Genomic DNA, 19,012 nt, shown 5'->3' with positions numbered 1-19,012 from the left:
TCGCTCACCCTCAACCTGCTGCTCACGCCGATCATGCTGCTGCTGCTCTTCGTCTACATCTTCGGCGACACCATGAGCGCGGGCATCGGCGGCGGCGCGGACCGTTCCGAGTACCTGAAGTACATCGTCCCCGGCATCCTGATGCTGACCATCGGCGGAACCACCATCGGCAGCGCGGTCTCCGTCTCCATGGACATGACCGAGGGCATCATCGCCCGCTTCCGCACCATGGCGATCCACCGGGGATCGGTCCTCGTCGGACACGTCGTCGGCAGCGTGCTGCAGTGTGTGCTGAGCGTGGTCCTCGTCGGGGCCGTCGCGGTGGCCATCGGGTTCCGGTCCACCGATGCCACCGTCCTGGAGTGGCTGGCGGCGGTGGGGCTGCTGGCGCTCGTCTCCCTGGCGCTCACCTGGATCGCGGTCGGCATGGGCCTCTCCAGCCCGAACGTCGAGGCGGCGAGCAACAACGCGATGCCGCTGATGATCCTGCCGCTCCTCTCCAGCGCCTTCGTCCCGGTGGACGCGATGCCCGGCTGGTTCCGGCCGGTCGCCGAGTACCAGCCCTTCACCCCGGCCATCGAGACCCTGCGCGGACTCCTGCTCGGCACCGAAATCGGTAACAACGGCCTCATCGCCGTCGGCTGGTGCCTCGGGCTTGCCCTGCTCGGCTACTTCTGGTCCACCTCTCTCTTCGACCGCGACCCGAAGTGACCCGGACCCCCGGCTCGGCGGCGCACCCGACACCCCGTCGGAGTGCGCCGCCGGCTCCTGTGCGGGAACACCCCTCGCCGGTCCGACGCGAACGGCCGGACACGGCCTAACGTGGCGCCATGCGTGTACTCGTCACAGGCGGAGCCGGATTCATCGGGTCGCACATCACCGAGGCCCTGGTAGCGGCCGGGCATCAGGTGGTGGTGATCGACGCGTTGCTGCCCTCGGCCCATCCCGGCGGCACCGTACCTGAAGGGCCGTACGAGCGGCTGGTCGTCGGTGACGTGCGGGACCCCGCGGCAGTGGCCGGCGCGCTGGCGGGTGTCGACGCGGTCTGCCACCAGGCGGCGATGGTCGGGCTGGGCAAGGACTTCGCCGACGCACCGCTCTACGTCGGCTGCAACGACCTGGGCACGGCGGTGCTGCTCGCCGCGATGGCGGCGGCCGGGGTCCGGGATCTGGTGCTGGCCGGGTCGATGGTGGTGTACGGCGAGGGAAAGTACGACTGCCTGCGGCACGGGCCCGTCCGGCCGGGGCCGCGCGCCCGGCACGATCTGGAGGCGGGCCGCTTCGAACCCCGCTGCCCGTCCTGCGGGTCGGATCTCGTACCGGGGCTGGTCCCCGAGGACGCCCCGGCGGATCCCCGGAACGTCTACGCCGCCAGCAAACTCGCCCAGGAGCACCTGGCCGCCGCGTGGGCGCGCGCGACGGACGGCCGGGCGGTGTCGCTCCGCTACCACAACGTGTACGGGCCGGGGATGCCGCGCGACACCCCGTACGCCGGGGTCGCCTCACTGTTCCGCTCCGCGCTGGCACGCGGTGAGGCGCCCCGGGTCTTCGAGGACGGCGGCCAGCGGCGCGACTTCGTGCACGTGACCGATGTCGCCGCAGCCGCCGTGACCGCGCTGACCGCCCCGCCCCGGCGGGCATCCGGGGCCCTCACCACCTACAACACCGGGAGCGGGGAGCCACACACCATCGGGGAGATGGCAGCGGCGCTCGCCGCCGCGCACGGCGGTCCGCCGCCGGTCGTCACCGGGGAGTTCCGGCTCGGGGACGTCCGCCACGTGACGGCCGACTCCGGTCGGCTGCGCGCGGAACTGGGCTGGCTGCCGAAGGTGGGGTTCGCCGAGGGCATGGCGGAGTTCGCCGCCGCCCCGCAGCGGGGAGCGGCGGTCGCGCCCCCGGGCGGCGCCCGGCTCGCGGACGCCTGACGGAGGGACACGGCCCAGGGATGGCCGCGCGACCGACGCCACCGTTTCGACTGGCCCATATGCCAGCAAATGTCCGATCCATCTCCATAGGGTGAGCCGGGTGACCGACACCTCGACCAACTCCCTCACTCCCACTCCCACGCCCACCCTTTTCTCCGTCGACGTGGTGCTGCCCTGCCTCGACGAAGCCGCCGCCCTCCCCCGGGTGCTGGCCCGCATCCCGGCCGGCTGGCGCGCGATCGTCGTCGACAACGGTTCGACCGACGGCTCGGCGGAGGTGGCGCGTTCGCTCGGCGCCACCGTCGTGCACGAGCCCCGCCGCGGCTTCGGCTCGGCGTGCCATGCCGGGCTCGCCGCCGCCGAGGCGGAGTTCGTCTGCTTCTGCGACTGCGACGACTCGCTCGACCCCGGCCTGCTGCCCCCGTTCGTCCAGCGGGTCGCCTCCGGGACCTGCGATCTCGTGCTGGGCCGCCGCCGTCCCGAGGGGCGGGGCGCCTGGCCGCTGCACGCCCGGCTCGGCAACCTCGCGCTCGCCCGGATGCTGCGGCGCCGGACGGGGCTGCGGCTGCGCGACCTCGGCCCGCTGCGCGCGGCGCGCCGGACGGACCTGCTGGCCCTCGGCCTCACCGACCGCCGCAGCGGGTACCCGCTCCAGATGGTGGTGCGGGCCTCGGACTCCGGGCTCAGAATCGTGGAGGCCGACGTCCCGTACCGTCCCCGAACGGGCAGGTCAAAGGTCACCGGGACCTGGCGGGGCACCTGGCACGCGGTGCGCGACATGCGTGCGGTGCTGCGGGAACCACCCCTGGCGCGCACCGCCGTACGGACGGAGTCGTGTCGATGACCCCGTACACGCCGGCCTCCGCCGACACCTCGCTCCCCCCGGGACCGACCACGGTGCTGGTCCTCGCGAAGGAGCCGGTTCCCGGGCGGGTCAAGACCAGGCTCACCCCGCCGTTCAGCCCCGAGGAGGCGGCGGAGCTCGCGGCCGCGTCCCTCGCGGACACCCTGCTGGCCGTGCTCTCGCTGCCCGCCGCGCGCCGGGTCCTGGTCCTGGAGGGCGGGCCAGGCCCCTGGCTGCCTCCGGGCATCGACGTCGTGCCGCAGTGCTCCGGCGGTCTGGACGAACGGCTCGCCGGGGCTTTCGGAGGCTGCGACGGTCCGGCGCTCCTCATCGGCATGGACACTCCACAGATCGAACCGGCCCATCTGGCGCCCGCGTTGGCGCCGGACGGGTGGGACCGGTGCGACGCCTGGTTCGGCGAGGCGGAGGACGGCGGGTTCTGGGCCCTGGGGCTCGCGTCCCCGGACCCCGCTCTGCTGCGGGGCGTCCCCATGTCCGTACCCGAGACCGGCGCGGTGCAGCGTGCGCGGCTGCTCGGCGCCGGGCTGAGCGTCCGTGAGCTGGACCGGCTCCGCGACGTGGACACCGCCGAGGACGCGGTACGGGTCGCCGGGCTCGCACCGCACGGGCGGTTCGCCGCGACGCTCGGCCGGTTGAACCGGACGGTGGCCCGATGAGCAACTCCCAGGTCGCGGGCAACGTGCCCTGGGCGGCCGACCCGTACGCGAACGCCCTCCGCTCCGGCCGCGGGCCGCTCTTCCTCCGCCGCACGGACGGCCTGCTGATGCCGCTGGACGTGGAGCGCTGGTGCCTGAGCGCCGACGACGCCGACCTGTCGGCGCTGCGCCGCTGCGAGGGACCGGTGCTCGACATCGGCTGCGGACCGGGCCGCCTGGTGGCCGCGCTCGGCCGGCGCGGTCACCGGGCGCTCGGCATCGACGTGAGCGAGGCCGCGGTGGCCCGTACCCGCGGTCTCGGCGGGTGGGCCCTGCGGCGCAGCGTGTTCGACCGGCTGCCGGGCGAGGGACGGTGGGGCACGGTGCTGCTCGTGGACGGCAACATCGGTATCGGCGGGGATCCCTCCGCGCTGCTGGAGCGGGTGGAGGCGCTGCTCGCCCCGGGCGGGCTCCTCATCGTGGAGACGCACCCGCTCGACCTGGACGAGCAGTCCGAGGTCCATCTCCACGACGGAAGCCCCGCCTCGGCCGACGCCCTCGGCACCCGGCGTCCCGAGCCCCCGCCGGCGCCGTTCCCGTGGGCCCGGCTGGGTACCCCGGCCCTGCTGCGCCACGCCTGTCCGCAGGGGTGGCGGGCGGTCGATCAGTGGGAGTCCGACGGGCGCCCCTTCGTCTCCCTGCGCCGCCGGGACGCCCGGCCGCTCCCCCGCCACGTGGACAGGACCAGCCAGAGCGCCGAGACGGCGAAGAGCACCCCGGTGACGAGGAGCCAGTTGCCGAGGAAGACGTCGACGGAGAGCCCGGTGTAGGGCTCGTAGCGCTCGGAGAGCCGGGCGACCAGCGGGAACTGGACCACCAGGAGCAGCAGGGAGAGGAACGCCGGTACCCGTACGAAGTCGACCCGGTCACCACCGCGGCCCGGCCGCGTCCCCAGCGCCACGCGCAGGGCGCGGTCGGCCGTCGAGTACACCGGCAGCAGGACGAGGTCGTGCACCACGGCCGCACCGGCGAACCAGAGGACGATCCGCAGGGTCTCGCCGTGCAGGAGCCTGATCCCGGCGTACCCGGTCAGGGCGAAGGTCGCGGCCAGGAGCAGCAGGTGCAGCGGCCCCCCGCCGTACCGGCGCCGGAAGGGGCGCATGCCGCGCGGGCGGGTCGCCGTGCTCCGTGTCCGGTCGCCGGCTGCCCCGTCCGGGTCCCGCTCGTGGCCGGTCACAGGTCTCCGAAGGTCAGGGACCCGACCCATTTGGTGTTCATCACTCCGGGGGCGGCCGGCACGATGATCCGCGCCGGGTGGCCGTGGTCGGCCGACAGCGTCTCGCCGTTGACCTCCAGGGCGAGCAGCGAGCGGCCGTCGCGCACCTGGTTGTCGCGCAGGGCGGCCCGGCGGAACGAGCCGGTGCTCTGTACGGATTCCACCAGGACGCCCGGGGGGTCGTCCAGGAAGCCGGCGATCGCCGCCAGGTCCCGCAGCGGCACCCCGCGCCACCACTGGTCGGAGGTGGACCAGCCTTCCACGCAGGCGATCGGGAGCGCCGCGCTCGTCTGGTCCATGGCGAGCAGTTGGGCCCGGGTGAAACGGAAGGTGCCGGCCGGGCCCCGTACGGTCAGGCGCCAGGCCGGTCCGATGTCGGCGGGGCGGATGTGCACGGAGGCGGCGGTCTTGTTGATCTGGAAGCCGTTCGGCCCGCTGCCCGGGTCCTCGACCCCGTGCGGGGTGAGCAGGGCGGTGGGGCGCAGTGCGTCGGAGCTGCGGCCGGCCGTGGTGGCCAGCAGCACCAGCGACCCGGCGCCCACCATGGCGAACGCGCCGCGCCTGGAGAGCGTCGTCGGGGCGGGCGCGGGCGCCGCCAGGGTGTCCGTCTCCCCGGCCGGGATCCCGGCGCGCAGGACCCGTACGGCCTTCGGGAGCTTGAGCGCGGTGTGGCTGAGGAAGCCGGCCAGGAAGACCCACGCTCCGTAGAAGTGGAGCCGGTAGAAGGAGCCGGGGAAGACGTACTCCAGCTGGATGTTGAGGAGCCCGGTGACGAACTGGAAGAGCGCGCCGCCGACCAGCAGCACGATGGAGAGCCGTTCCAGCGCGTGTCCCGGGGACCGGACCGGCGGGAGCGCGAAGAGCCGGGGGATCACCGACCAGAGCTTGGCGAGCAGCAGGGGGACCAGCGCGGTGCCGAGGGTGACGTGCACGCCCTGGGTGAGCCGGTAGAGCCAGTGCGGGTCGGTCGGCCAGGAGAACAGGTAGAAACCGAGCAGCCCCTTGTCGGGCGTCTTGTCGTTGACGGCCGCGAGATCGGGGTTGTACGAGGCGTAGGAGAGGAGCCCGGTGACCGCCACCAGGGTCAGTCCGACGAGCAGGACGACGCCGAGCACGGCGGTGAACCGGGCTCCACGTAGCGGGCTGCGCCAGAAGTCCGGTCGCGTCGGGCCGGGCAGGGCCTTGAAACGTCGTACGAGGTCACCCATGGTGCGACCGTAGAGTGCGGGCCCTGTGGGTGCGGGGACGCGCCGTTCGCCGTGCGGGCGCGTTGCTCCGTGCGCGGGAGCACGGCGGCCCGGTGACGACCCGCCGCGCGAAGCGGCCCGGTCGGCTGGGGAATCGGCTTCCGGAGGCTTAGCGTGCCGGGGTGAGGACCGAGGAGCGCGCCGGACGCGCCGGAGGAACGGCAGCCGCGGAGAACGTGAGTGCGGCGGACCGCGCGGGACACCGGGACCTGACGGCCGCGGCCGGAGGCGCGGTGCTGGTCGCGGTGGCGGCGCTCGTCGGCTGGGCCGTGAACGGCGACGGGTCCCTCTACGCGGGGTGGCCGCCCCTGATCGCCTCGTGGGACCCGCACGTAGGGCCCGGTACACCGGCGGCACTCGCGCTGGCCGTGCTCGCCGTCGGCGTCGGCCCCCGGGTGGCCGTCCGGACGCGCTGGCGCGGGCTGCTCGCCCTCTCGTGGGCGGTCTCCGCCGCCTGGATCCTCTCGCTCGCGCTGGTCGACGGCTGGCGGAGCGGATTCGCCCTCAAACTGACCAGCCGTCACGAGTACCTGGCGGGCGTCGCCGGGTTCCACGACATCGGCGCCGCCCTGCGCACCTTCGAGGACCACATCGTGATGGGGCGGCCCGGCAACTGGCCGACCCACGTGGCCGGGCATCCGCCGGGCGCCACTCTGCCGTTCGTGTTCCTGGACCGGATCGGTCTCGGCGGGGCGGTGTGGGCGGCGGTCTGCTGCGTCGTGCTCGCGGCGACCGCCGCCGCCGCCGCGCTGGTCACCCTGCGGGCGCTGGCCGGCGAGCGGATCGCCCGGAAGGCGGCGCCGTTCCTCGTCCTCGCGCCGGGGGCGATCTGGGCGGGCGTCTCGGCCGACGCCGCGTTCGCGGCGGTCGCCGGCTGGTCGATGGCGCTGCTCGCGATGTCGGCGACCCGCACGACCCGCTTCCCGGTGACGGCGGCGGCCGGGTCGGGTCTGCTGTTCGGGCTGGTCTGCTACCTGAGTTACGGACTCCCGCTGACCGGTCTCCTGCTGGCGACCGTCCTGGTGCTCGCCCGGACGGTCCGCCCGCTGCCCGCCTTCGCCGCCGGATCGCTGGTGGTGCCCGCGCTCTTCACCCTGGCGGGGTTCCACTGGTGGGACGCGTATCCGCTGCTGGTGGAGCGGTACCACCAGGGGGTGGGCGGCAAGCGGCCGTACGCGTACTGGGTCTGGGCCAACCTCGCGGCCGTCACCGTCTCCGCCGGCCTGGCCACGGTGGCCGGGCTGCGCCGGTCGGCGGTCGCCGCGCCCGGAGCCGTACGGGCGCTACGGACCGGCCGGCCGCTCGCCGGGGCGCAGCGGCTCGCCGTACTCACGCTGGCGGCGGCGCTGGCCGTCGTCGTGGCCGACCTGTCGGGAATGAGCAAGGCCGAGACGGAGCGCATCTGGCTGCCCTTCGTCCTCTGGCTGCTGCCCGCCGCCGCCGCGCTGCCCGATCGCCGCCGGCGCGGCTGGCTCGGCGCCCAGGTGGTGCTGGCGCTCCTGGTCAACCATCTGCTGCGGACGAGCTGGTGACGAGGGCGGGCTCCGGGGAGCCGGCCGCGAAGGCGCCCGCGGAGCACCTGCGACGCCTCACCCCGCGGGCTTCCACCCCAGCGCCGGCCCGAGAACGCCCGCCATGTCGTGGAGGATCTGGACGTAGTCCTCGTGCTCGAAGCTGAACGGCAGGGCGAACGCGACCTCGTCGACCTCCCGGAACGCCGCGTGGGCATGGAGTCGCTCGGCGAGTTGCTCCGAGGTGCCCACGAGGTCGGGGGCGAACATCATGCGCGCGGGTCCCTGCGGGGCGGTGGTGCGGGGTGCCCGGCTCCGGGCGTACTCCTCGTACTTGGCGCGCTGGGCGGGGGTGGCGGAGTCGGTGGGGATGACCACGAGCCCCTGGGAGACGCGCGCCCGGTCGGCGTCGGGGTGGTGGGCGCGGAAGCTCCGGATGTGGGAGAGCTGGATCTCGGCGAAGTCCGCTGAAGCACCGGCGTCCTCCGCCTTCACCACGCTGCTCGTCAGCAGGTTCATCCCGTTCTCGCCGGCCCACCGGGCGGACCGGAGGCTGCCGGCGCCGTACCACATGCGGTCGCGGAGGCCCGGGGCGTGGGGTTCGACGCGGTCGGAGAACACCTCGATCCCCTCGGTGCCGCTGAAGGCGGTGGCACGCTCGCCACGTACGAAGTCGAGCAGCCGGCGTACCCGTTCGTGGCTGAAGTCCTCGTCGGCGGCCGTGTCCGGGTAGAGGGCGTCCCTGACCCGGTCGAAGTGCATCGGCGGCCCCACGCTGACGCCCGGTTCCAGGCGGCCTCCGGAGAGGACGTCCACGGTCGCCAGGTCCTCGGCGAGGCGGAGCGGGTTCTCCCAGCCGAGCGGGATGACGGCGGTACCGAGGTGGATGCGGTTGGTGCGCTGGGTGGCCGCCGCGAGGACGGCCATCGGGGAGGAGATGCCGTACTGGAGATGGCGGTGCCTCACCCAGGCGCTGTCGAAGCCGAGTCGCTCGCCCAGTTCGATGATGCGCAGGGTCGACTCGTGGCCGGGGCGCGGGTCCGCGCCGTCGAACAGGCCGATCGTGAGGAACCCGAGCTTGCGCAGCGGTTTCGAGGTGGGCGGCACGCGTTCCTCCGTCGTCGTTCACGGCTTCCTGCCGGGCGGCTGAGCCGTGCCCATTCTGGCAGGCGGGGGCGGGCGGAAGATGGCGGCAGTGTTGCGGGATCGGTCTGCCACCCGCTGGACGACTGGTGTTGATCAACCTCATGGCGGGGGTACGTTGCGGGGCATGAGTCGCCCGAAGGCGGACATGACCGATGTCCGCGTCCTGCGCAGCAGGCGCATGCTGCGGGAGGCCGTTCTGCTGCTGGCAGCCGCGCAGCCCGTCGAGTCGGTGACGGTCGCGGAGGTGACCCGCACCGCCGGGCTCAATCGCACGACCTTCTACCACCACGCGAGCAGCCCGGCGGACGCCCTGGAGCAGGCGCTCGTCGGTGATCTCGATGCCATGCGCCGCATGCTCACCGAGAACGCCGCGGATCCGTCCTTGCCCTTCGACCGGGTGTGGGAGGAGATCGCGCGCGACTTCCTCGACTGGTTCGGGCGGTACGAGGACATCTTCACCACGGGGCTGCCCGACGGGCGGAGCCCCGTACTCACCCGCCTGCTGAGTCGCCACTTCACCGCGTCGGTCGTCTCGCTGCTCGACGCCCGGCCTTCGCTGGTGCCGCCCGGTCCGGCGTGGGACGAGCCGGCGCTCACCGCGTACAGCCGCTTCCTGGGTTTCGGCATCATCGGCGTGCTCCAGACCTGGCTGGAGACCACCCCGCCACGTGATCCGGACGCGCTCGCCCGGATCCTTCTCCGCGTCCTGCCGGAGTGGCTGGCGCGTCCGGCGCGTCCGCCGGGGCCTCCCGGACCGCACGGTCCCGGACACGCCTCCGCCCCGGCCGGGTGACCCTGGCCGGGGCGGAGGCGTACGTGCGGTGGGTGGTGCGGGCGGCGGTGCGCGCGCTCACCCGGGCGACCGGATCAGGCGAGGGTCGCGATCGCCTGGTTGAAAGTCGCCGAGGGGCGCATGACGGCGGCGGCCTTCTCCGGGTCGGGCTGGTAGTAGCCGCCGATGTCGACCGGGGAGCCCTGCACCGCGTTCAGCTCGGCGACGATGGTGTCCGCCTGCTCGGTGAGGGTCTTGGCCAGCGGCGCGAACGCCTCGGCGAGCTGGGCGTCGTCGGTCTGCGCGGCCAGCTCCTGCGCCCAGTACAGGGAGAGGAAGAAGTGGCTGCCGCGGTTGTCGATGCCGCCGAGCTTGCGGCTCGGGGACTTGTCCTCGTTCAGGAACGTGCCGGTGGCGCGGTCCAGGGTGTCGGCGAGGACCTGGGCGCGGGCGTTGCCGGTGGTCTGGGCGAGGTGCTCGAAGCTGACGGCCAGGGCGAGGAACTCACCGAGGCTGTCCCAGCGGAGGTAGTCCTCCTTGACGAGCTGCTGGACGTGCTTCGGGGCCGAGCCGCCGGCGCCCGTCTCGAAGAGGCCGCCGCCGTTCATCAGCGGGACCACGGAGAGCATCTTGGCGCTGGTGCCCAGCTCCAGGATCGGGAAGAGGTCCGTGAGGTAGTCGCGGAGGACGTTGCCGGTCACCGAGATGGTGTCCTCGCCGCGGCGGATCCGCTCCAGCGAGAAGGCGGTGGCCTCCTCCGGCGACTTGATGGAGATGTCCAGGCCGTCCGTGTCGTGCTCGGCGAGGTACGTCTTCACCTTGGCGATGAGGTTGGCGTCGTGCGCGCGGGTCTCGTCCAGCCAGAACACGGCCGGGACGCCGGTGGCGCGGGCGCGGGTGACGGCCAGCTTGACCCAGTCCTGGATCGGCAGGTCCTTGGTCTGGCACATGCGGAAGATGTCGCCGGCGCCGACGGCCTGCTCCAGGACGGCGTCACCCTTGGCGTCGACCACGCGGACGGTGCCGGTGACCGGGATCTCGAAGGTCTTGTCGTGGCTGCCGTACTCCTCGGCCTTCTGCGCCATCAGACCGACGTTGGGCACGGAGCCCATGGTCGACGGGTTGTAGGCGCCGTTGGCGCGGCAGTCGTCGATGACGACCTGGTAGACACCGGCGTAGCTGCTGTCGGGCAGCACGGCGAGGGTGTCGGCCTCGTTGCCGTCCGGGCCCCACATGTGGCCGGAGGTACGGATCATGGCCGGCATGGAGGCGTCGACGATGACGTCGCTGGGGACGTGCAGGTTGGTGATGCCCTTGTCGGAGTCGACCATCGCGAGGGCCGGGCCCTCGGCGAGCTCGGCCTCGAAGGAGGCCTTGATCTCGGCGCCGCCCTCGGGCAGGGAGTCGAGGCCCTTCAGGATGCCGCCGAGGCCGTCGTTCGGGGTGAGGCCGGCGGCCGCGAGCACGTCGCCGTACTTGGCGAAGGTGTTCGGGAAGAAGGCGCGGACCACGTGGCCGAAGATGATCGGGTCGGAGACCTTCATCATGGTGGCCTTGAGGTGCACCGAGAAGAGGACGCCCTCGGACTTGGCGCGGGCGACCTGCGCGGTGAAGAACTCGCGCAGCGCGGCGACGCGCATGACGGCGGCGTCGACGACCTCGCCGGCCAGGACCGGGACCGACTCGCGGAGCACGGTGGTGGAGCCGTCGTCACCGACGAGCTCGATGCGGAGCGAGCCGTCCTCGGCGATCACGGCGGACTTCTCGGTGGAGCGGAAGTCGTCGACGCCCATGGTGGCGACGTTCGTCTTCGAGTCGGCCGTCCAGGCGCCCATGCGGTGCGGGTGGGCCTTGGCGTAGTTCTTGACCGACGCGGGGGCGCGGCGGTCGGAGTTGCCCTCGCGCAGGACGGGGTTGACGGCGCTGCCCTTGACCTTGTCGTACCGGGCGCGGACGTCCTCGTCCTCCTCGGTCTGCGGGTCGTCCGGGTAGTCCGGGAGGGCGTAGCCCTGCGCCTGGAGCTCGGCCACGGCGGCCTTGAGCTGCGGGATCGAGGCCGAGATGTTCGGCAGCTTGATGATGTTGGCGCCCGGCGTCTTGGCCAGCTCGCCCAGCTCGGCGAGCGCGTCATCGATACGCTGGTCGGCCGTGAGGCGCTCCGGGAAGCTGGCGATGATCCGGCCCGCGAGGGAGATGTCGCGGCGCTCGACCGTGACACCGGCGGTCGAGGCGTAGGCCTCGACGACGGGCAGGAACGAGTACGTCGCCAGGGCAGGGGCCTCGTCGGTGTGCGTATAGATGATGGTCGAGTCAGTCACCGGGTGCTCCGCTCCACGTCTGCAACATTGCTTGACATCAAGATATCTCGTGACCGGTCCGGTCTCCACAAGGGACCCCGTACCCGCGTGCTCACGCCCCGGTCCGCCCCGTGGCGGAGGCCGGGTCCCGGGGAGCGGACCCGGCCTCCGGCGGAGATTCCCGGTCAGGCCTCCCGGGCGGTCTTCGCGCCGCTGAGCAGGGCGTACAGCACGAGCGACGAGACGAGGCCGACCGCCCATCCGTAGTCGGCGAGGGGCTTGAGGAAGGGCACGATGCCGTCCCTCGGGAAGGGGCCCGCGCCGGGTGCGGAGTGCGAGCCGCCGACCGCGAGAAGGCCGCCGACGAGGAAGGCCGCGACGGCTTTCCAGTTCCATCCGCCCCGGTACCAGTAGCGCCCGCCCGGCTCGTACAGGTCCGGCAGGTCGAGCACCGTGCGGCGGACGTACCAGTAGTCGGCGATGAGGATGCCCGCGACCGTACCGAGCAGGCCGCCCACCAGGCCGAGCCAGGTGTAGATGTACAGCTCGGGCGTCTCGGTGAGCTTCCACGGCATCATCAGCACGCCGACGACACCGGTGACGAGCGCCCCGGTGCGGAAGCCGATCAGCTTCGGGACGACGTTGGCGAGGTCGTAGGCGGGCGAGACGACGTTGGCCGCGATGTTCACGGAAAGGGTGGCGACGAGCACGGTCACCAGACCGAAGAGGAGCCCGAAGACGTTGTCGGTCTTCGAGACGAGCTGGACCGGGTCCCAGATCGCCTCCCCGTACACGGCCTGCGAGCCGGAGGTGACGAGGACGGACAGCAGGGCGAAGAACGGCATGGTGGTCGGCAGGCCGAGGGTCTGTCCCCGGACCTGGGCGCTCTGGCCCGCGCCGAAGCGGGTGAAGTCGGGGATGTTGAGGGAGAGGGTGGACCAGAAGCCGATCATGCCCATCAGGGACGGGAAGAAGACCGGCCAGAAGTCGCTCCCCCAGCCGAGCTCGGAGGGCTGGTCCAGCAGCGGCCCGAACCCGCCGGCCTTCACCGCGATCCAGACCAGCAGCACGACCGCGCCGACGATCACGAAGGGCGCGGCCCAGCTCTCGAACCGGCGCAGGGTCTCCATGCCCCGGTGGATGATGGCGAGTTCGAGGGCCCAGAAGAGGACGAAGCAGAGCCAGAGCGTCCACGGCTGGCCGCCGACGGTGGAGGCGTCGGCCCAGCCTCCGAAGATCTTGCCGAGCAGTGTGAAGACCCCCACCCCGCCGATCCAGGTCTGGATGCCGAACCACGCGCAGGCGACGGCCGCCCGGATCAGGGCCGGCAAATTGGCGCCCCGCAGCCCGAACGAGGCGCGGGCCAGCACGGGGAACGGGATGCCGTACTTGGGCCCCGCGTGCCCGGTCAGCAGCATCGGCAGCAGCACGATCACGTTGGCCAGCGCGATGGTGAGGACGGCCTGCTTCCAGTCCATGCCGAGGGCGACGAGCCCGGAGGCGAGCAGCCAGGACGGGATGTTGTGTGCCATCCCGATCCAGAGGGCGGCGAAGTTGTACGTGGTCCAGGTGCGCCGTTCCAGGGGGACGGGGAGCAGGTCCTCGTTGACGAAGGACGGATGGCGGGGCACCTCCCCCGGGGCCAGGGCGACCCGCCCGGAGCGGTCGGCGCCGCTGCCCGCGGGTGCCTCGCCCGGCGGCGCGGGCGACGACGGCGGCATGGGCGGGGTCGGTGGGGTGGGCGGTGTGGGTGGGGTGGTTGCTGTCATGCGGCTGGACCCTTCGCTCGGGAGTGGTGCCGTGCGGGGCGCGGACGGGACCCGGGGCCGGGGTGCGGTGCCGGGCCCGGGACGTACGTACAGCCGGTGCGGGGCGGGCGGGGAGTCTCGCCGTAACGACGGGGTCAGCCGGCGAGGGCGGGGATGACCGTCGATCCGTAGGCGTCGATGGTGGCCTCGCGGGCGTCGTGCATGTTGTAGACGGCGAACTGGTCGACGCCGAGGGCGCGCAGGGCCCGGAGCTTCTCGATGTGCGCCTCGGCGGGGCCGAGGAGGCAGAACCGGTCGACGATCTCGTCCGGGACGAAGGCGGTGTCCGGGTTGCCGCTGCGGCCGTGGTGGCTGTAGTCGTAGCCGGAGCGGCCCGCGATGTACGCGGTGAGGGCCTCGGGTACCAGGTCCGAGTGCTCGCCGTACCGGGAGACCAGGTCGGCGACGTGGTTGCCGACCATGCCGCCGAACCAGCGGCACTGCTCGCGCGCATGGCCCAGGTCGTCGCCCACGTAGGCCGGGGCGGCGACGCAGACGGTGACGGAGTCCGGGTCGCGGCCGGCGTCCGCCACGGCCTTCCGCACCGCCTTGATCATCCACTCGGTGAGGAACGGGTCCGCGAGCTGGAGGATGAACCCGTCGGCCTTCTGCCCGGCGAGCGCCAGCGCCTTGGGCCCGTACGCGGCCATCCACACCGGCAGCCGGCCGTCCTTCACCCACGGGATGCTGATGCGCTGCCCGTCGACGGACGCCTCGCGCCCCTCGGCGAGGTCGCGGATGACGTCGATGGCCTCGCCGAGCCGGGCGAGCGTGTTGGGCCGGCGGCCCGCGACCCGCATCGCGGAGTCGCCCCGGCCGATGCCGCAGACGGTCCGGTTGCCGTACATGTCGTTCAGGGTGGCGAAGGTGGAGGCGGTGACCTCCCAGGTGCGGGTGCCCGGGTTGGTGACCATCGGGCCGACGATCAGCCGCTCGGTGTGTTCGAGAATGCGGCTGTAGATGACGAAGGGCTCCTGCCAGAGCACCGTCGAGTCGAAGGTCCAGCCGTACCGGAATCCGTTGCGTTCGGCGCGGCGCATCAGGCCGACGACGGACGAGGCGGGCGGGTCGGTCTGGAGTACGAGTCCGAAGTCCATGTCGCTGCTCCTGGTCCAGTGCGCGAAGGGTGGCGCGCGGGGCGGACGGCCGCGGCCACCCCGGCCGGTGAACTTCCGTCCGCTGCAGGCTGCTTCGCCCGACAGGGGCACCGCGAGCACGCCGCCCACGAGTGACGTTCTCCGGCGGAATCCTTCCATATCGGACCATGCCGAACCCTGTACGACGGCGCCTCGGACGCGAGTCGCGGAGCGATGATTCTGGACCGCTTTCGGCACCTTGGGAAGGGCGCGTGCCGGACGCCGCCGGACGGGCGGGACTCTCGGAGCACGCCCGGGCGGGACTCTCGGAGCACGCCCGGATGGGGCCGGAGGGACGGGCGGCGCGGCGGGGCCGCACCGCCCGCGCGCACTCAGCAGTTCGGGACGCCGGGGAGCCAGGAGGCGGCGTTGTCGATGTAGATGTTGGAGATGTAGCCGCCGTAGTCGGGCAGGTAGGACCACGCGTCGTTGCTGTAACCGCCGGACTGGACGAGCTGGCCGTGCACCTGGCACTGGACCCGTACGGTCGTGGGTCCGGCGAGCTGGGCGACCCGGGTGGAGGAGCTGGTGGCCTGCTGGCGGATGTTGACGTCGGTACCCCAGGTCGGGAAGGACTTGGTCGTGGCCCCGGCGCCGGTCCAGAGGTATTCGACGGTGACATAGCCGTTGTTGTTCAGGCCGATGTTGTAGAAGGTGCCGTCGGCGAGGTCGATGCCGGCCGGGTTCAGCACCTTGCGGCCGGACCCGTCCAGGCCGCCGTTGTACCCCTCCAGGTAGGCGGCCTGCGCCTCGGGCTTGCCCTGCGGCAGATCCTTGAAGGACTCACGGGTGGAGGAGGGGTTCCAGTAGTCGTCCTTGGTGTTCCACGGGCCCACGTCCCACACGGGGGCCGTCTCGCAGCGCGCGGGGCCGCAGACCTTGACCGAGTACTGGGCGCTGCCCTTGGGGGAGAGCCCGCGCCGGGACGGCAGGGCCACGAAGTGGTCACTGGCGACGATCACGTGCCCGTTGGCGGTGGTGCCGCCCACCAGCCCCTCACGGGTCGCGTACACGGTGGACGTGACGGAGGCGGCCGCCGTGACGGACCGGGGCGCGTCGGGGTCGAGTTCGGCGCTCAGGGACAGGGCGCGAACGCTCGGCACGGCACCGTCGGGGGCGGCGGTCAGCACGATCCTGGTCTGCACCCGGGTGACGGCCCGGGGCAGCACGGCGGGGGCGTCCTCGCTCGCCTCGCGCCATTCGGTCCATCGGCCGAGACCGTCCTGCCCGCGCACGTCGACCACCACCTGCGATCCGGCGGGGAGGGTGACGTCGGCGTCCGGGGTGATCCGGTCGACGGCGCGGTCGAGCCGGCGTACGGGGAGGAGGACCGCGCCCTGGCCGCGCGGGGTGCGCGCGGAGGCGGGCCGTACGTTCCGGTCGCGCAGGCGCAGGGTGCCGTCGGCGCGGCTGACGTTGGTCTCGTCCCCGGTGGGGGCGGAGAGGTCCGCCCGCCAGCTGACGCTGCCGAGCGGGGCGTCCCCGGGGGCGGCGTCGCGGGCGGCGGCGGGTCCGGCGGCGAGTGAGAGAGCGGCGACGGCCAGCAGGGACACGACGGCGGCCGGTCCTCGGCGGACGAGGGACGCGACGCGGCGGGGTCCCGGTGCGCGGCGTACGGACACGGGCAGGGCGGCGGGGCGGGGTCTCGGGTCACGGCGCACGGTGCGCCTCCTTCTCGGTGGGGGGCGGGGAAGGACTCGCGGGCGGTGGGTACGCCCGGGAGGGTGGTACCAAAAAAGGCGGGCCGGTGGTGCCGGCGGTTCCGGGGGACGGACGCGGACGTCGGCGGCCGGACCGTCGGCCGGGACCCGGGAAGGCGCCTTGGCGGGCCCCGGGCGCACCGGGCCGACGGCCGGGTGACGACATGACACGTGACCGCCACGGTGGTGCGGCCCGGGGCGTCGCGCAAGCCATTCGTTCCTGGTCGAAGAAGGCCCTCGCACCCTTGCGGCCGGGGCGGATCCCCGTTACCTTCCGCGTCTTCTGACATGCATGCGTCAGGTCCGCAATGCGCGTAGAGTTCCGCCCGGGCGGGTGCCGCCGCACGCCCGTGACCGCCGGGGGTGCGCCGTGCTACGGGTGGAGTTCACGCACCAGGAGCTGGCCCGCCTGCGTCTCGCCCCCGACGTGGACCCGCTCTGGGAAACGGCCCTGAGCCTGCATCTGCTCCAGAACCGCCAGGCCCCCCTCGCGTTCGGGGCCTGGCGCCGCGAGGTGGTCGAAGCGCTGCGGGGCTCCGGGCTCGCCCCCGCGACCCGCGCCCTGTTCCGGCTCTGCCCGGACCGCTCGTACTTCCCCGACTTCCTGACGCCCGGTCGCGGGGACACCGATCTCGACGCCGGCCTCGACCGGCTGCTCTCCACTCCCCGGCACCGCCTCCGCGCCGAACTCACCCGGTTGTACGCGCCCACCGGCCGGCCCGTCCCGGCAGCCGTACGCCCCCTGGCCGACGGCTGCCCCCGGGCCCTGCACCACCTCGCCGCCACCCTGCGCGCCTACCACCGGGTGGCCGTCGAGCCCTACCTCGAAGCGATCCGCGAGCAGGCGGCGGCCGACCGGACCGCCCGCGCCGAAGCCGTCCTCACCCATGGCGCGGAGGGCCTCCTCATCGGGTACGACGAGTTGCCCGGCTGGCGCTACCGGGACCGGGAACTGCGCGCCCCGTACCCACGCGACCGCGAACTTCCCTTGCTGGGAAGGTCGTTGACCCTCCTGCCGGCCTTCTTCTGTGTCCGCTCGCCGATCACCCTGGTGGACGAGGAACTGCCCCCGGTCCTCGTCCACCCGCTCTCCCCCGCACCGGGCTGGCTCGAACGCCGGCACCTGGGCGGCGACGCCCCTGCGGCGCAGCTCATCGGCGCCTCGCGCGCCGAACTGCTGCGGATACTGGACCGCCCGATGACCACCATGGACCTCGCCGCGGCCCTCCGGCTCGCCCCGTCGACCGCCAGCAGGCACGCCACCGTCCTGCGGGAGGCGGGGCTGCTCCTCTCGCAGCGCCAGGGGGTACGGGTGCTCCACCACCGGACCCGGCTGGGGCGCGCGGTACTGGAGGGGGCGCTGCGGTGAGGCCGCGCCGCCCCTTCCCGTGCCCGCCACCGGCGGTACCGCTTCAGAGCCGGCGCCCTCGCCGGATCGGCGGCGGGCCCCCTGCGACTGCCCCGTCCCGCCCCGTCTTCGCTCCGGACAGCGCCCCGAACCGCCGCCCGAGCCGCACACCACCCCTGTGACCTGCGAAACAACCGGACGCGATGGCGGTGCGGCGCGACCGTGCCGACTTCTCCCCGTAACGAAGCGGCCAGTACAGTACGGGAATGGTGACCCTCAGGGAGCAGATTATCGCCGACCTCGGCGTCAGGACGGCAGTGGAACCGAAGGTGGAGATCCGGCAGCGGGTCGACTTCCTCAAGGACTACCTGCGGTCGACCCCGGCCAAGGGCTTTGTGCTCGGGATCAGCGGTGGGCAGGACAGCACGCTGACCGGCAAGTTGTGCCAGCTCGCGGCCGAGGAGCTGCGGGCCGAGGGGCACGAGGCCACCTTCCTCGCGGTGCGCCTGCCGTACGGCGTGCAGGCGGACGAGCACGACGCGCAGATCGCGCTGGAGTTCATCCGTCCGGACCGGTCGGTCGCGGTGAACGTCAAGCCGGGCGCGGACACCGTGGCCGGCGAGGTCGCGGTCGCGCTGGCTCAGCTGCCGGAAGGGGAGCCCGAGCTGCGGGACTTCGTCCGCGGCAACGTCAAGGCCCGCGAGCGCATGGTGATCCAGTACGCACTCGCCGGGCAGCTGGGGCTGCTCGTCGTGGGAACCGACCACGCGGCCGAGGCGGTGACCGGTTTCTTCACCAAGTACGGCGACGGAGGGGTCGACCTCACCCCGCTCACCGGGCTGACCAAGCGTCAGGGTGCGGCTCTGCTGCGGGAGTTGGGGGCTCCTCAGAGCACCTGGGAGAAGGTGCCGACGGCAGACCTGGAGGACGGCCGCCCCGCGCTGCCGGACGAGGTGGCGCTCGGCCTGAAGTACTCCGAGATCGACGACTACCTGGAAGGGGCAGAGGTCACCCCCGGGGTCGCGACGAGGCTCGAGTCGATCTACCGGGCGTCCCGCCACAAGCGCACCGTTCCGGCCACCCCGCTCGACGACTGGTGGAAGAACTGACCGGTCGGATCACCGACCGCACGACACCGCACACCTCACGGAGCCCCAGGGCCTCTCCGGCCTCTCGGACTCCGAACGGAGCCCGGCCGCCGACCGCAGCAGCGTCGGCCGCCGGGCTTCCTGCTGCCCGGAGGCGGGCGGCGGCCTCGCACCGGCCGCACCCGGCGCGCGAGGCACCACTGCGGCGCCACCGCTCCCATCGACGCCATTCTGTGACCAGGGGTGATGTTCCCACTC

Annotated in this window: 15 protein-coding genes; 9 read left to right on the top strand and 6 right to left on the bottom strand. The window is 73.1% G+C overall.

The genetic code is table 11. The features are described 5' to 3' along the window. From ACFZAX_RS31245 to ACFZAX_RS31225, 5 genes are all read left to right on the top strand, one after another. Positions 1 to 711: ABC transporter permease (locus ACFZAX_RS31245; RefSeq protein ID WP_390965678.1), on the top strand; the 711-nt coding region annotated here is incomplete at its 5' end. Between the two features lie 119 nt (positions 712 to 830). Then, on the top strand, positions 831 to 1,925 hold the full coding sequence (locus ACFZAX_RS31240) for an NAD-dependent epimerase/dehydratase family protein (RefSeq protein ID WP_390965677.1): 1,095 nt from the start codon (positions 831 to 833) through the stop codon (positions 1,923 to 1,925). Positions 1,926 to 2,025: 100 nt separating this feature from the next. After that, positions 2,026 to 2,769 carry a glycosyltransferase gene (locus ACFZAX_RS31235; RefSeq protein ID WP_390965676.1) on the top strand — a complete coding sequence of 248 codons (744 nt, stop codon included), beginning with the start codon at positions 2,026 to 2,028 and terminating at the stop codon, positions 2,767 to 2,769. Then, entirely contained in the window at positions 2,766 to 3,446 is a 681-nt protein-coding gene (locus tag ACFZAX_RS31230) for a DUF2064 domain-containing protein (protein ID WP_390965675.1), read from the top strand. The genes ACFZAX_RS31235 and ACFZAX_RS31230 overlap by 4 nt, the downstream gene beginning before the upstream one ends. After that, positions 3,443 to 4,255 carry a methyltransferase domain-containing protein gene (locus ACFZAX_RS31225; protein WP_390965674.1) on the top strand — a complete coding sequence of 271 codons (813 nt, stop codon included), beginning with the start codon at positions 3,443 to 3,445 and terminating at the stop codon, positions 4,253 to 4,255. The genes ACFZAX_RS31230 and ACFZAX_RS31225 overlap by 4 nt, the downstream gene beginning before the upstream one ends. 403 nt (positions 4,256 to 4,658) lie before the next feature. On the opposite strand, the gene ACFZAX_RS31220 is transcribed toward ACFZAX_RS31225, so the two are convergent. After that, positions 4,659 to 5,909: a molybdopterin-dependent oxidoreductase gene (locus ACFZAX_RS31220; protein WP_390965673.1), complete on the bottom strand. Its 1,251-nt coding sequence runs from the start codon at positions 5,907 to 5,909 to the stop codon at positions 4,659 to 4,661. Positions 5,910 to 6,070: 161 nt separating this feature from the next. Here ACFZAX_RS31220 and ACFZAX_RS31215 point away from each other — a divergent pair, with 161 nt between their 5' ends. Next, positions 6,071 to 7,480, top strand: coding sequence for a hypothetical protein (locus ACFZAX_RS31215; protein ID WP_390965672.1), 1,410 nt, complete (start codon positions 6,071 to 6,073; stop codon positions 7,478 to 7,480). Between the two features lie 57 nt (positions 7,481 to 7,537). Here ACFZAX_RS31215 and ACFZAX_RS31210 read toward each other — a convergent pair whose 3' ends face one another. Beyond that, a complete protein-coding gene (locus tag ACFZAX_RS31210) occupies positions 7,538 to 8,566 on the bottom strand; it encodes an LLM class flavin-dependent oxidoreductase (protein ID WP_390965671.1) in 1,029 nt (342 codons plus the stop codon). Positions 8,567 to 8,729: 163 nt separating this feature from the next. On the opposite strand from ACFZAX_RS31210, the gene ACFZAX_RS31205 reads away from it, so the two are divergent. Beyond that, positions 8,730 to 9,398, top strand: a complete 669-nt coding sequence (locus ACFZAX_RS31205; protein WP_390965670.1) for a TetR/AcrR family transcriptional regulator — start codon at positions 8,730 to 8,732, stop codon at positions 9,396 to 9,398. A gap of 74 nt (positions 9,399 to 9,472) precedes the next feature. On the opposite strand, the gene ACFZAX_RS31200 is transcribed toward ACFZAX_RS31205, so the two are convergent. The 4 genes from ACFZAX_RS31200 to ACFZAX_RS31185 all read right to left on the bottom strand — a co-directional run bounded on the left by ACFZAX_RS31200 (position 9,473) and on the right by ACFZAX_RS31185 (position 16,279). After that, complete coding sequence (locus ACFZAX_RS31200) at positions 9,473 to 11,695, bottom strand: NADP-dependent isocitrate dehydrogenase (protein WP_390965669.1); 2,223 nt, start codon at positions 11,693 to 11,695, stop codon at positions 9,473 to 9,475. A 164-nt stretch (positions 11,696 to 11,859) separates the two neighbouring features. After that, complete coding sequence (locus tag ACFZAX_RS31195; RefSeq protein ID WP_390965668.1) at positions 11,860 to 13,443, bottom strand: NCS1 family nucleobase:cation symporter; 1,584 nt, start codon at positions 13,441 to 13,443, stop codon at positions 11,860 to 11,862. Positions 13,444 to 13,577: 134 nt separating this feature from the next. Further along, on the bottom strand, positions 13,578 to 14,579 hold the full coding sequence (locus ACFZAX_RS31190) for a TIGR03842 family LLM class F420-dependent oxidoreductase (RefSeq protein WP_390965667.1): 1,002 nt from the start codon (positions 14,577 to 14,579) through the stop codon (positions 13,578 to 13,580). A 371-nt stretch (positions 14,580 to 14,950) separates the two neighbouring features. After that, positions 14,951 to 16,279, bottom strand: a complete 1,329-nt coding sequence (locus tag ACFZAX_RS31185; protein ID WP_390965666.1) for a hypothetical protein — start codon at positions 16,277 to 16,279, stop codon at positions 14,951 to 14,953. A gap of 418 nt (positions 16,280 to 16,697) precedes the next feature. Between ACFZAX_RS31185 and ACFZAX_RS31180 the strand changes: the two genes are divergently transcribed. Both ACFZAX_RS31180 and nadE read left to right on the top strand, forming a co-directional pair. Continuing rightward, positions 16,698 to 17,687, top strand: coding sequence for a helix-turn-helix domain-containing protein (locus tag ACFZAX_RS31180; RefSeq protein ID WP_390965664.1), 990 nt, complete (start codon positions 16,698 to 16,700; stop codon positions 17,685 to 17,687). Between the two features lie 245 nt (positions 17,688 to 17,932). Beyond that, positions 17,933 to 18,775, top strand: coding sequence for an ammonia-dependent NAD(+) synthetase (nadE, locus tag ACFZAX_RS31175; RefSeq protein ID WP_390965663.1), 843 nt, complete (start codon positions 17,933 to 17,935; stop codon positions 18,773 to 18,775). Positions 18,776 to 19,012: the final 237 nt, after the last annotated feature.

It is taken from the genome of Streptomyces sp. NPDC008125 (genome assembly GCF_042957125.1).
In the GTDB taxonomy this organism is placed as follows: Bacteria; Actinomycetota; Actinomycetes; order Streptomycetales; family Streptomycetaceae; genus Streptomyces.
This window is presented reverse-complemented; position numbering and strand designations above follow the sequence as displayed.

Excerpts from the sequence above, each read along its gene's own strand:
- ACFZAX_RS31220 (WP_390965673.1), bottom strand. The coding sequence starts at position 5,909 with ATGGGTGACCTCGTACGACGTTTCAAGGCCCTGCCCGGCCCGACGCGA.
- nadE (WP_390965663.1), top strand. The coding sequence starts at position 17,933 with ATGGTGACCCTCAGGGAGCAGATTATCGCCGACCTCGGCGTCAGGACG.
- ACFZAX_RS31240 (WP_390965677.1), top strand. The coding sequence starts at position 831 with ATGCGTGTACTCGTCACAGGCGGAGCCGGATTCATCGGGTCGCACATC.
- ACFZAX_RS31230 (WP_390965675.1), top strand. The coding sequence starts at position 2,766 with ATGACCCCGTACACGCCGGCCTCCGCCGACACCTCGCTCCCCCCGGGA.
- ACFZAX_RS31225 (WP_390965674.1), top strand. The coding sequence starts at position 3,443 with ATGAGCAACTCCCAGGTCGCGGGCAACGTGCCCTGGGCGGCCGACCCG.
- ACFZAX_RS31190 (WP_390965667.1), bottom strand. The coding sequence starts at position 14,579 with ATGGACTTCGGACTCGTACTCCAGACCGACCCGCCCGCCTCGTCCGTC.
- ACFZAX_RS31205 (WP_390965670.1), top strand. The coding sequence starts at position 8,730 with ATGAGTCGCCCGAAGGCGGACATGACCGATGTCCGCGTCCTGCGCAGC.
- ACFZAX_RS31195 (WP_390965668.1), bottom strand. The coding sequence starts at position 13,443 with ATGACAGCAACCACCCCACCCACACCGCCCACCCCACCGACCCCGCCC.